The sequence below is a fragment of the Arcicella rosea genome (genome assembly GCF_014204325.1).
GTDB lineage: Bacteria > Bacteroidota > Bacteroidia > Cytophagales > Spirosomataceae > Arcicella > Arcicella rosea_A.
In genome coordinates, this window is sequence record NZ_JACHKT010000005.1 from 164,908 (window position 1) to 178,523 (window position 13,616).

11 protein-coding genes are annotated in these 13,616 nt (G+C 35.9%); all 11 read left to right on the top strand.

Annotated elements, in window-relative coordinates; genetic code table 11:
* The 11 genes from HNP25_RS05355 to HNP25_RS05405 all read left to right on the top strand — a co-directional run bounded on the left by HNP25_RS05355 (position 1) and on the right by HNP25_RS05405 (position 13,577).
* Positions 1-1,656, top strand: a complete 1,656-nt coding sequence (locus HNP25_RS05355) for a UxaA family hydrolase (RefSeq protein ID WP_184131449.1) — start codon at positions 1-3, stop codon at positions 1,654-1,656.
* Between the two features lie 100 nt (positions 1,657-1,756).
* Positions 1,757-3,166 carry a glucuronate isomerase gene (uxaC, locus tag HNP25_RS05360; protein ID WP_184131451.1) on the top strand — a complete coding sequence of 470 codons (1,410 nt, stop codon included), beginning with the start codon at positions 1,757-1,759 and terminating at the stop codon, positions 3,164-3,166.
* A 125-nt stretch (positions 3,167-3,291) separates the two neighbouring features.
* Positions 3,292-4,320, top strand: coding sequence for a sugar kinase (locus HNP25_RS05365; RefSeq protein WP_184131453.1), 1,029 nt, complete (start codon positions 3,292-3,294; stop codon positions 4,318-4,320).
* A gap of 201 nt (positions 4,321-4,521) precedes the next feature.
* Positions 4,522-5,535 (top strand): class 1 fructose-bisphosphatase, encoded by a 1,014-nt coding sequence (gene fbp / locus HNP25_RS05370; protein ID WP_184131456.1) that lies wholly within the window; start codon positions 4,522-4,524, stop codon positions 5,533-5,535.
* Between the two features lie 18 nt (positions 5,536-5,553).
* Positions 5,554-6,228 carry a bifunctional 4-hydroxy-2-oxoglutarate aldolase/2-dehydro-3-deoxy-phosphogluconate aldolase gene (locus HNP25_RS05375; RefSeq protein WP_184131458.1) on the top strand — a complete coding sequence of 225 codons (675 nt, stop codon included), beginning with the start codon at positions 5,554-5,556 and terminating at the stop codon, positions 6,226-6,228.
* 126 nt (positions 6,229-6,354) lie between these two features.
* A complete protein-coding gene (locus HNP25_RS05380; RefSeq protein ID WP_184131460.1) occupies positions 6,355-7,635 on the top strand; it encodes an MFS transporter in 1,281 nt (426 codons plus the stop codon).
* A 226-nt stretch (positions 7,636-7,861) separates the two neighbouring features.
* Entirely contained in the window at positions 7,862-9,511 is a 1,650-nt protein-coding gene (locus tag HNP25_RS05385; RefSeq protein WP_184131462.1) for a M14 family metallopeptidase, read from the top strand.
* 44 nt (positions 9,512-9,555) lie between these two features.
* Positions 9,556-11,301, top strand: a complete 1,746-nt coding sequence (locus HNP25_RS05390) for a M14 family metallopeptidase (RefSeq protein WP_184131464.1) — start codon at positions 9,556-9,558, stop codon at positions 11,299-11,301.
* Between the two features lie 14 nt (positions 11,302-11,315).
* A complete protein-coding gene (hslV, locus tag HNP25_RS05395) occupies positions 11,316-11,855 on the top strand; it encodes an ATP-dependent protease subunit HslV (RefSeq protein WP_184131466.1) in 540 nt (179 codons plus the stop codon).
* A gap of 218 nt (positions 11,856-12,073) precedes the next feature.
* A complete protein-coding gene (locus tag HNP25_RS05400) occupies positions 12,074-12,709 on the top strand; it encodes a peroxiredoxin (protein WP_184131468.1) in 636 nt (211 codons plus the stop codon).
* A 79-nt stretch (positions 12,710-12,788) separates the two neighbouring features.
* Positions 12,789-13,577, top strand: coding sequence for a glycoside hydrolase family 25 protein (locus HNP25_RS05405; protein WP_184131471.1), 789 nt, complete (start codon positions 12,789-12,791; stop codon positions 13,575-13,577).
* The last annotated feature ends 39 nt before the right edge of the window (positions 13,578-13,616 follow it).

Sequence of the window (13,616 nt, forward strand, 5' to 3'; positions counted from 1 at the left end):
GTGAAAAGAAACGTTTTAAAAATTCATCCGAACGACAACGTGATTGTCGCTTTAGCAGATTTATCGAAAGGTCAGACTGTGGAATTGGATGGTCAGACTTATACACTGACAGAAGATATTGCTGCTAAACATAAATTTGCTATGCAAGATTTTGAAGTAGGAGCAGAGATTAGAATGTACAATGTATTAGTTGGAAAAGCTCAGTCATTTATCAATAAAGGTGGAAGTATCAATATTTTCAATGTGAAACATGCTGTAGATTCTTTTGAATTACGTGAGAATCATGCCGCTTGGGAAGCTCCATCTTCAGCAGCAAAGTTTGAAGGTAGAACATTTAACGGGTATCATCGTGCTAATGGAAGCGTTGGAACAGCTAATTATTGGTTAGTGATTCCATTGGTATTTTGTGAAAACCGTAACATCGAAGTACTTCGTGAAGCTTTGGTTGATGATTTAGGGTATGCACGTAAACACGAATATCAAAGTCAAACCCATGATTTGATTTCATTATATAAAGCTGGTAAAACTGTTGAAGAAATTTTACAAGCAGATTTACAAAGTCAAGGAGAGAAAGATGCCAAACAAAAGCTTTTCCCAAATGTTGATGGCGTAAAATTCTTATTACATGATGGCGGTTGTGGCGGTACTCGTCAGGATGCTCAAGCTCTTTGTGGATTGTTGGCAGGTTATATTACTCATCCAAACTGTGCAGGTGCTACAGTATTGAGCTTAGGTTGCCAGAATGCACAAGCGAGTATTTTACAAGAAGAAATTGCTAAACGTGATGCTGACTTCAAGAAACCGTTATATATTTTAGAACAACAAAATATTGGAACTGAGTCTGAATTGATGTCTTTGGCATTGAAACAAACTTTTGTTGGATTGATTGAAGCCAACCAAAATACACGTAAACCAGCACCATTAAGTAAATTATGTATTGGTTTAGAGTGCGGAGGTTCTGATGGTTTCTCTGGTATTTCAGCAAATCCAGCCATTGGTTATACTTCAGATTTATTAATTGGTTTGGGTGGTTCAGTGATTTTAGCTGAATTCCCAGAATTATGTGGTGTTGAGCAAGAATTAACAGACCGTTGTTTAGACCCAGAAGATGCTAAATTGTTCAGTCATTTGGTAAATACTTATAACGACCGTGCAAAGGCTGTAGGTTCGGGTTTTGATATGAATCCTTCACCGGGAAATATCAAAGATGGGTTGATAACAGATGCTATAAAATCGGCTGGTGCAGCTAAAAAAGGAGGAACTTCGCCAGTTACTTCTGTTTTAGATTATCCAGAACCAGTAAAAAAAGCAGGATTGACTCTTTTATGTACACCAGGCAACGACGTGGAATCAACAACGGCTGAAGTAGCGTCGGGGGCAAACCTTGTTTTATTCACCACTGGTTTAGGTACTCCAACAGGAAATCCTATAGCACCAGTAGTGAAAATTGCAACGAATACAAAACTGTTCGAAAAGATGTCAGACATTATCGACATCAACACTGGAACTATTATTGAAGGCGAAGAAACGATTGAGGAAGCAGGAGAACGTATTTTAGAATACGCAATAAAAGTAGCTAGTGGTGAAATAGAAATTTGTGCCGTTAGAAATGGACAAGATGATTTTATTCCTTGGAAACGAGGAGTATCTTTATAGGATTGAAAATTGAGTATCGAGGATTGATTTTCAATTTTAACATTCAAAATCAATCCTCGTTTATTTAATTTCTCAATACTCAATCAAAATTTTAACAGAAATGCTGTACACGAAGACATTCTTAGACGAAGATTTCCTTTTACAAACTGCAACTGCTAGTAAACTGTATCATGAGTTTGCTAAAGAGATGCCAATTATTGATTACCATAACCATTTGCCACCAGACCAAATTGCTCAGAACAAAAGTTTTGAAAATTTATCTCAAATCTGGTTGTATGGCGACCACTACAAATGGCGTGCAATGCGTGCGAATGGTATCAATGAAAGCTATTGTACGGGCGATAAATCTGATTATGAGAAGTTTGAAAAATGGGCTGAGACGGTTCCATATACGATGAGAAATCCATTGTATCACTGGACTCACCTTGAATTACAGCGTTATTTTGATGTACATGAAATTTTAAATCCATCGTCAGCTCGTAAAATTTATGATGAGTGTTCTGAAAAATTACAATCGTCAGAATATGCCGTGAGAGGTTTATTAAGTAAAATGAATGTAAAAGTAGCCTGTACTACAGACGACCCTTTAGATTCATTAGAATATCACCAAGCGATTAAAGAAGATGGGACTTTGGATACTAAAGTGTTACCAACGTTTCGTCCAGATAGATTTATTTTAATTGATAATCCTAATTATGCTTCATTCATCGAAAAATTAGGCGTACTTGTCAATACTGAAATCAGTAGTTTTGAAGCTTTAGTTTCAGCTTTGAAAACTCGTGCTGAATTCTTTGCTTCAATGGGAGGAAGACTAGCTGACCACGGTTTAGAGCAAATTTATGCAGCAGATTTCACCGAAGAAGATGCTAATAAAGTATTGAAGAAGAAAATTGTAGGCGAATCTATCAGTGCAGAGGAATCTCTTTTATTCAAATCGGCAATTTTACATCAGTTAGGTGTCATTTATCATGGACTTGGATGGACTCAGCAGTTCCACTTAGGAGCGTTGAGAAATAATAATACTCGTGCTATGCGCTTATTAGGTCCAGATACTGGTTGGGATTCAATCGGAGATTTTTCTCAGGCAGCTTCTTTATCTAAATTTTTAGGTCGTTTAGATGAATATGACCAATTGGCACAAACAATTATTTATAACCTTAACCCACGTGACAACGAGTTAATGGCAACCATGATTGGAAATTTTAATGATGGTTCTGTAGCTGGTAAAATTCAGTTTGGTTCTGGTTGGTGGTTTTTAGACCAAAAAGATGGCATGGAAAGACAGATGAACGCTTTGTCGAACATGGGATTATTGAGTCGCTTTGTGGGTATGTTAACAGATTCACGTAGTTTCTTATCGTTTCCACGCCATGAATATTTCCGTAGAATTCTTTGTAATTTATTAGGAAACGAAATCGAAAATGGTGAATTACCAAACGATATTGAATGGATCGGCAAAATGGTTCAGAATATCTGTTATAATAATGCAAAGGAGTATTTTAAATTTTAAATAGGAAATCAGCATTCGGCAGTCAGCTATCAGCCATTATGTAAATAATAATAAGTTTGATAGCTGACGACCGATAACCGATAGCCAACGACTGTAAAGCTTACAGCCTAAAGCTCAAAAATAGAATGAATAAAGTTTGTTGTTTCGGAGAATTATTATTGCGCCTTTCACCAAAAGCTAATGGCGTTTGGATAAAAGAAACCTCAATGCCAGTTTTTGTAGGCGGAGCAGAATTGAACGTGGCTACGGCTTTAGCCAATTGGGGAATCAATGCGAGTTATTTTACGGCATTACCTGAAAATTCTTTAGCGAACGATATTAAAAATTATATAGCTGATAAAGGTATTGATACTTCGGTTATTCATACTTCTGGTGAAAGAATTGGAACATATTATCTTCCACAAGGAGCTGATTTGAAAAATGCAGGCGTGATTTATGACAGAGCTTACTCTTCATTTGCCTCTTTGAAAGTTGGACAAATTGATTGGAAAACAGTTTTGAAAGATGTTTCTTGGTTTCATTTCAGTGCTATCAGTCCCGCTTTAAATCAAGATGCGGCTGATGTTTGTTTGGAAGTCTTGAAAGTAGCCTCAGCAATGAATATTACCATTTCTGTAGATTTGAATTACCGTTCAAAACTATGGAAATACGGTAAAAAGCCAACAGAAATTATGCCCGAATTAGCACAGTATTGTGATGTAATTATGGGTAATCTTTGGGCAGCCAATACTTTATTAGGAATAGAAATCGACCCATTATTATTGACAAGTTTGGAAAAACAGGATGCTTATGATTATCCAGCACATGGAAAAGCAACTTCCGAAGCCATTCAAAAGACATTTCCGAAATGTAAGTTTGTAGCCAATACTTATAGATTTGATTACAACAAAACGGGCATTGAATATTATACTACTCTTTTTACAGAAGGAAATCAATATCAATCACCAGTATTTTTTGCTGATTCTGTAGTTGATAAAATTGGAAGTGGAGATTGTTTTATGGGAGGCTTAATTTATGGTTTATCACAAAAACAAGAAGCTCAAGAAGTAATCAATTTTGCCGCTGCCGCTGCTTATGGAAAGCTTCAAGAGTATGGCGATGCTACTCAACAAAAAGTAGAAGCAGTAAAATTAATTCTTGAAAATTACCTTTAACCATTGGCGTTTACGAGTTGTATTTCAAAAAAAGCTCGTAAGCTTGATATACTTTTTATGTAAAGTAAACGACATTAGTGGGGGTAAAGTGTTGTTGTATGTTGGTTTTTAAGCAGAGACGAAAGGCTACTCAAAACTCATTACTCATCACTCACAACTCTTAATAACCTATTTGTTTAACAATTAATATTGGCTTTTTTTATGAAAAATGAAAACTTAGCTTTACCCGTTGGTATTACTTTAGATCGATTCATTATGCGGAATCAAGAAGCATTTCAATTTGCTTCGGGGGAATTGTCGCAATTATTGAGAGATATTGCTTTGGCAAGTAAAATTCTTAATCGTGAAATCAATCGTGCTGGATTGGCTGATGTAACAGGGCTGTTAGGTTCGCAAAATGTACAAGGTGAAGCTCAACAAAAATTGGATGTCATTGCTGATATTCGCTTTTTAAGAGCACTTAAAAATGGAGGAGAAGTTTGTGCCATCATTTCGGAGGAAGAACCTGAAATCATTCTGACTGGAAATAATCATGCTAAATATGTCATAGCAATTGACCCGCTGGATGGCTCATCGAATATTGATTCTAACGTTTCAATCGGTACAATTTTTTCAATTTTTCGTAGAAAAACCCCAATTGGTTCAGTTCCTTCTTTAAAAGACTGTATTCAAAGAGGTGACGAACAAGTAGCTGCTGGGTATATTTTATATGGTTCTTCAACCATTTTAGTTTATACCACTGGTAAAGGAGTAAACGGATTTACTTATGATAATTCTTTGGGAGAGTATTTTTTATCTCACCCTCAGATGCAAGTAAATCAAGAAGGAACAATTTTCTCTTGTAATGAAGGTAATTTTTATGATTTCCCTGAATGTATTCAAGAATATCTAACAGAATGTAAACAAAAAAGATACGCAGGGAGATATATTGGCTCTTTAGTGGGAGATTTTCATAGAAATCTTTTGAAAGGGGGAGTATATTTATACCCCCCAACTCGTCATAATCCTGACGGAAAACTTAGGTTACTTTATGAATGCTTACCATTGGCTTTCATCATTGAGCAAGCAGGTGGAAAAGCCTCAGATGGTAAACAGAGAATTTTAGAAATACAGCCTCAAAATCTTCATCAACGCTCACCATTGTACATTGGTTCGTCGAGCATGGTAGAAGCCATTGAGGAATGCTGTAAAGAAATGGACAAACAATTTTCTTAAAAAAATTAAAAAACAAGCATGGCTTTTTTTCAACCCAAAATATTAAATCAATTACTGGCTGACTTTCCAGTAGTTCCAGTGTTTTATCATGAAGACATTGCGTTAACTCAAAATGTAATCAAAGCTTGTTACGATGGCGGAATGCGTGCTTTTGAGTTTACAAACCGTGGAGCAAAAGCCTTAGAGGTATTTAAAGCGATTTACCCTTTTATTCGTGAGCAATGCCCAGAAATGGCATTAGGGATTGGTACAATTTTTACGGTAGAACAAGCTAAAATTTTTATAGAAGCTGGTGCTGATTTTGTTGTTCAACCTGTCATCACAGCAGAAGTTGGTGCATTTTGTCAAGAAAATGCAGTAGCTTGGTTTCCGGGAGCAGCTACTTTAAATGAAATCTATTCTGCTACACAATTAGGTGCAGAAATCGTGAAGATTTTCCCAGGAAACGTTGTTGGTCCAGGTTTTGTAAAATCAATGAAAGGCCCAATGCCAAACGTTAAAGTAATGGTAACGGGCGGTGTAGAACCTACAGAAGAAAGTTTAAAACAATGGTTTTCTGCTGGTGTAACTGCTGTAGGAATGGGGTCTCAGTTATTTCCTGCTAGTTTGTTGGCAAGTGCTAAATTCGATGAATTGACTCATACTGTAGCATCTTTGATGAAATATGTTGAAGGTTTAAAATCTAAAAAATAATCTTTAAATTAAGTAGCCTATGAAAAATGAATTCCGTTTTTGAAATAAAAAAATATTTCAAACTGCTGAGACGGACTGTTCACAATTCATAACTCTTATTTAGCTTACCTCATTTTATAAAAATTCATGGAAAATACCCTAGGTAAATACCGTTGGAGAGTAGTAGCCTTACTATTTTTTGCGACCACAATTAGTTATCTTGACAGACAAGTAATTGCTTTATTAAAACCTACACTAGAAAAAGAATTTAGTTGGACTGAAAGTGATTACAGTAATTTAGTGATGGCGTTTCAGGCTGCTTATGCAGTGGGTTTGATGATTTTTGGTGGATTCATCGACAAAATTGGTACAAAATTAGGTTATGCAATTGCAGTAGCTTGGTGGAGTACAGCTGGTGTTTTAACAGCTTTTGCGGGTAGTACTTTTAGTTTTGGAGTATTCCGTTCGTTATTAGGTTTGGGCGAAGGCGGAAATTTTCCAGCGGCTATCAAAACTGTAGCAGAGTGGTTTCCAAAAAAAGAAAGAGCTTTAGCTACAGGTATTTTCAATTCTGGTGCTAATATTGGTGCAGTAGCTGCTCCTTTGATGGTTCCGTTTATTTTAGCTACTTTTGGTTGGCAGGTTGCTTTTATTATTACTGGTGGCGTTGGTTTTATTTGGTTAATTTTCTGGTGGATTGGTTATGAATTACCAGCTAGACAAAATAAACTGTCTAAAGAAGAATTATTATACATTCAGTCTGATAATGAGCCTGATACTTCGCACGAAGAACCAGTAAAATGGATTACTTTGTTAAGTATTCGTCAGACATGGTCATTTATTTTTGGTAAAATGCTTACTGACCCAATTTGGTGGTTTTTTCTTTATTGGTTACCATCTTATTTTTCAGAAACTTTTCAATTGGATTTAAAGAAGCCAAGTTTAGAATTAATTGTAGTTTATACTGCAACTACTTTTGGAAGTATTGGCGGAGGTTATATTTCTGGTTATTTAATCAAAAAAGGTTGGCCCGTATTCAAAGCTCGTAAAACGGCAATGTTGAGTTTTGCCATTGCAGTTGTTCCAATTGTTTTTGCACAATATTGTACAAACATTTGGCAAGCGGTTGTGTTAATTAGTTTAGCGGCGGCGGCTCACCAAGCTTGGAGTGCAAATATTTTTACTACTGCCTCTGATATGTTTCCTAAAAAAGCCGTAAGTTCGGTAGTTGGTTTAGGTGGAATGGCTGGTTCAGTAGGAGGGATTTTATTCCCATTAATCGTAGGTTATTTATTAGATACTTACAAATCGCAAGGAAATATCACTGCTGGTTATAATATTATTTTTATCTTGTGTGGTGGTGCATACCTTTTAGCATGGGGAATTATGCATTTGTTTAACCCAAGAAATGAACAAGTAGTCATTTAAAATATTAAATTGGATAATAGTAGAGTGTTTACAGGTATCGCAGCTAATGTGATACCTGTTTTGTTTTATGGCGTTCCAATTCTATCTTCCTTATTCATCTTCTGTTTTTCTCCTTATAACTGCTAAGTTGAGCTATACATCTAATCTAAGCTTATAGAATAGTAAAAGTCAATCCAAAGAAGTATTTTGCAACAAATTACATTTCAAATAAACTTCATAACTAAATATGAAAAAACTATTCCTTTTGTCGGGTTTATTGTCGATTTCATTGTGGACATCCGCCCAAAATTCTTACCAAAACCACACACAACTTTCTGCAAGAATTAAGGCATTGAGTTCCAAATTTACTTCAACTGTTACTCTTCAATCTATCGGAAAAAGTAAAGGTAACCGAGATATTTGGGCATTAGCAATCAGTAAAGGTAATGCAAGTAACAAGCCTGCTATTGCTATCATCGCAGGCGTAGAGGGTACTCATTTAGCAGGAACAGAATTGGCAGTACAAATGGCTGAAAAACTAGCTGGAGCAAGTACAGATTCTATTGCTAAATTGTTGGACTCAAAAACGTTTTACTTTATTCCAAGTGTGAACCCTGATGCCCAAGAGCAGTTTTTTGCAAAGTTAAAATTTGAAAGAGGAGGGAACGAAACTGAAACTGACGATGACCGTGACGGATATGTCAATGAAGATTCTTTCGAGGATTTGAATGGTGATGGAATCATTACACAAATTCGTGTAGAAGACCCCACTGGAAGTTTTATCATTAGTAAAGAAGACCCTAGAGTAATGATAAAAGCAGACCCAGCAAAAGGTGAAAAAGGAAAGTATATATTATTGACAGAAGGGACTGACAACGATAAAGATGGTTCTTTTAATGAAGATGCAATTGGCGGCGTGAATATTGATAAAAACATGACTTATGATTATCCAATATTTGTAGCTGGTGCTGGCGATTTTGCGGCTTCTGAAAATGAAACAAAAGCATTGTTAAGCTTTTTGTACAAAGCAAATAATATTTTTGCAGTACTTACTTTTGGTCCAGCAAACAATTTAACAGAAGCGATAAAATTCGATAGAAGTAAAACTGCAAAGAGAATTATCACAGGTTTACTTGAAAAAGATGCAAGCGTTGGCGAGCAGATTTCAAAATTATACAATACTCAAACAGCTTTGAAAGATGCTCCCGCTTTGCCACAAACCAAAGGAAATTTCTCGCAAACTGCTTATTTCCATGCTGGAAGATATAGTTTTACAAGTCCAGGTTGGTGGGCTCCCAAAGTACAAGTAGCGAAAGATTCTACCAAAAAAGAGGTAGCTACATTGGCAAAACCTTCTGATAATGAAGAAATTAAATATTTAAAATGGGCTGACTCACAAAAGTTAAGTAACGTTTTTGTGAATTGGCAATCAGTAAAACATCCAGATTTTGTAGGTAAAAATGTAGAAGTAGGAGGAATTGCTCCTTATTCAAAAATGAATCCTCCTGTAAGTTATTTAACTGAATCTGCGAACAAACATTTGAAGTTTGTGTCTGCTTTAGCGTCGCAAATGCCTGAATTACAGATTGTCAATGTAAATGCTGAATCTGTTTCTGCTGGATTGACTCGTATTTCTATCAAAGTAATCAACACAGGATTATTGCCAACTTATGCTGAAATTGGCGACAAAGTACGTTGGGTTCAGAAAGTAAAAACTGAATTGAAATTAACAGGAAATCAGGCGATTGTCTCTGGCAAGAAAATTAATTTAAGAAGTACTTTAGGTGCTGGCGAAACTCAAGAATACTCTTGGTTAATAAGCGGAAGCGGTTCAATCAGTATTGAGGCTGGTTGTGCAACTACTGGCGTAAAAACGGTAAATGTTAGCTTGAAATAGTGATAAAGCTAGATAAACGTTCAATTTTAATTCGAAATAAATCAATGAAAAAATATATCATCTTAATTCTTTTAACCTGTTCTTTTTCCGTTTTTTCTCAAGAGAAAATTCAGAATGATGACCTTACTGGTTTAAGAGCCATCGGCTCACCAGCGAATCCTAAAGTAAAAATGGCTTGGAATCATTATAATGATTATGCCATGATTACGAAATTCTGTCAGGATTTAGCCAAAGCCTATCCCGATTTAGTAAAGCTTGAGTCGATGGGGAAATCTTACCAAGGGAAAGAAATGTGGGTTCTTACCATCAGCGATACTAAAACTGGTAATGTAGCAAGAAAACCAGGCTTTTATATTGACGGAAATATTCACTCAAACGAAATTCAAGGAACTGAAGTAGCGATGTACACCGCTTGGTATTTGGCTGAAAATTTTGCTTCAGTGCCATTTATCAAGCAATTATTACAAGATAAAGTATTTTATATTACTCCAACGATTAATCCTGATGCTCGTGAAGATTTCTTGAAGAATCCTAACAATGCGAATTCTCCACGTTCGGGTATGATGGCGATGGATGATGATGGTGACGGACAAGCCGACGAAGATAAGTACGATGATTTGGATGGCGATGGTAATATCGTGATGATGAGAAGACGTTCGGCGACGGGGCGTTGGAAAGTAGATCCAGAAAATCCGCAAAGAATGATTCCTGTAAAAGCGGATGAAAAAGGAGATTACGAAATGCTAGGTTATGAAGGGATTGATAATGATGGCGATGGTTTAATCAACGAAGATGTAATTGGATATTATGACCCGAACCGTGATTGGGCTTGGAATTGGCAACCTGATTATGTGCAGCGTGGTGCATTATTTTATCCAGGGACTTTGCCTGAAACACAAAATATCAAGAATTTTATCATGACACACCCAAACATTGCAGGTGCACAAAGTTATCACAATAATGGCGGTATGTTTTTGCGTGGGCCGGGTGCGGAAGAAGACGCTCCATTTTATTCAACACAAGATGCGTCGGTTTACGATTATTTCGGAAAGATTGGTGAAAAAATGAATCCGGGCTACAAGTATTTTGTGATTTATAAAGATTTATATACCGTTTATGGTGGCGAAATAGATTGGTTAGCTTTAGGAAGAGGAATTTTTACTTTTTCTACAGAGTTGATGACTTCTTATAAATTATTCAATAAAAATTCTGAGGAAGGACGTTTTCAAAACAATGAATTCGAAGAATTTAGTCGTTTAATGCTATTTGGTGATGCTTATGTTACTTGGAAGCCATTCAAACATCCGCAGTATGGTGATATTGAAATTGGTGGTTCAAAGAAAAATTATGTAAGAGCACATCCTGGATTTTTATTGGAAGAGGATGCACATAGAAATATGGCTTTTACAATTTTACACGCTTCACAAATGCCGAAGTTAGATGTACTTGAAATCAAACAAAAAGCTTTAGCTGGAGGTTTTACCGAAGTAACAGCTACGATTGTAAACGAAAAAGTAATTCCGACACATTCGGCACATGATGTAAAGTATAAAATTGAGCGTCCTGATTTTATTACGTTAAAAAATGCAACTGTTGTCGCTGGAATGATTGTTGAGAATGAGGATACCAATCTTACTAAAGAACAAATCAATAATCCTCAAACAATTGCTGTTCCAAGTATTCCTGGAATGGGAGTTGTGAAAGTGCGTTGGATTGTTAAAGGTAAAAGTGATAAATTTACGGTCGAAATCGATAGTAAAAAAGGTGGACTGGTGTCTAAGACCTTGTAAAATAATTACCTAAAATGGAAAAAATTAGATCTACAACCGTTCTGGCGGTAGTGCATAATGGCGAAGTAGCGATTGGTGCAGATGGACAAGCGACGATGGGCAATACCGTTGCAAAAAATCATGTACGAAAAATTAGAAAAATGTTGGATGGCAAAATCGTAACTGGTTTTGCTGGTTCAACAGCTGATGCTTTTACTTTGTTGGAGCGTTTTGAAGAAAAATTAAATGCTTATGGTGGCAATATGAAGCGTGCAAGCATTGAATTGGCAAAAGATTGGCGTACAGACCGTTATTTACGCAAATTGGAAGCCATGATGATTGTTGCCAACAAAGAAGAAACCTTGATTATTTCAGGAACAGGCGATGTACTTGAACCAGAAAACGGCATTGCTGCCATCGGTTCAGGGAGTAATTATGCACTTTCAGCAGCTTTGGCGATGCGTAAACATGCTCCTCATTTAAGTGCGGAGGAAATTGTTCGTGAAGGATTGACCATCGCAGCCGATATTTGTATTTACACGAATCATAATTTTATTATTGAAAAACCAGTTTAGGTTTTTGGATTTCGGTCGTCGGCTTTCAGCTTTTTGATTATTTACTTTCATTATATAATTAAATCAGAAAGTAGGGTTGAAATCTGTAATCCGATGACCGAGAGCTGAAAGCCGACATCCTTAAAAAATATCAATTTACCTCAATCTTGAAACCTTTTTTTTATTAATCTTGTATTCCAATAGAGTAAGTATTTATAAACTTTAAATTGATTAAAACTATGTCATTAAGATTAGGAGATATCGCACCCGACTTTACAGCGGAAACAACTCAAGGAACGATTAATTTTCATGAATGGATTGGTGATTCATGGGCTTTACTTTTCAGTCATCCAGCAGATTTTACGCCTGTTTGTACGACTGAATTAGGAAAAACAGCTTTATTAAAAGGTGAATTCGAGAAAAAAGGAGTAAAAGTAATCGCAGTTTCTGTAGATGATTTAGCTTCACACAATAAATGGGTGCCAGATATTGAGGAATTAAATGGTGTTAAAGTGAATTTCCCAATTATTGCAGATGCAGACCGCAACGTGGCTACTTTGTATGATATGATTCACCCAAATGCTTCTGAAAAAGCAACTGTTCGTTCGGTATTTATTATTGGACCAGATAAAAAAATAAAATTAACACTTACTTATCCAGCTTCTACTGGTCGTAATTTTCAAGAAATATTGAGAGTAATTGATTCTCTTCAATTAACGGCAAATTACCAAGTGGCTACGCCAGCAGACTGGAAAGATGGTGAAGATGTTATCATCACACCAGCCGTTAAAACAGAGGACGCTGCGGCTAAATTCCCTAAAGGGTTTACAATTATTAAACCTTATTTGAGAACAACGCCTCAACCAAACAAATAATCGTTAATGATTTAAAAATCATTGATTAGAAAAGGCAAGAAGATTAAATATCTTTCTTGCCTTTTCGTATTTTTGTGGCATGAATTCTTTAAAACTACTCAAAAAACGCTTCCGATTACTTCCTCGAAATGTAAAAGTTATTCTTTTTTCTATACTTTTCCTTTTCATATCTTTTGTCGTTTATATTAGCCTTCGCCCAAATCCTAATGGCTGGACGAAAGTTTCTAAACTTGGCATTACTTTACCGTTACGTTATAAAATTCATGGGATTGATGTCTCGCATCATAATGGGGTGATTAATTGGAAGAAAGTAAAGAAAATGAGATTTTCGGAAGAAGACTTAAAACTAGGTTTTTGCTTTCTGAAAGCTACGGAAGGAATGAGTCACGCCGACCGCCAGTTTGAAAGAAATTGGGAACAAGTAAAAAAGAGTGGATTAAAACGTGGTGCTTATCATTTTTATATCGCTTGGCGTGAACCTGTTGGACAAGCCAAAAATTTTATTAATTCTGTAGATTTAGAAGAAGGTGATTTAGCACCAGTATTGGATATTGAACAAAATTCTTTGAAACCCGACAAACAAATTATTGAAGAACTAGAAACTTGGTTAGAAATTGTTGAAAATCACTACCACAAAAAACCAATTATTTACACAAATCCCAATTTTTACAAGAAATTTATCAAAGGGAATTTCGATGAATATCCACTTTGGATTGCGGATTATTCAAGAGAAAGTTTGAAAGGCTATAATTCAAACTTATGGTTTTGGCAACATAATCAACGTGGCTGGTGCGAAGGTGTAAAAGGTACAGTTGATTTCAATGTTTTTTTGGGTTCTCAAGAAGATTTAGAGGATTTGTGCCTCTAAACTTTCAGTAATTAGATATTAGTTTTAAACTTTTTGATT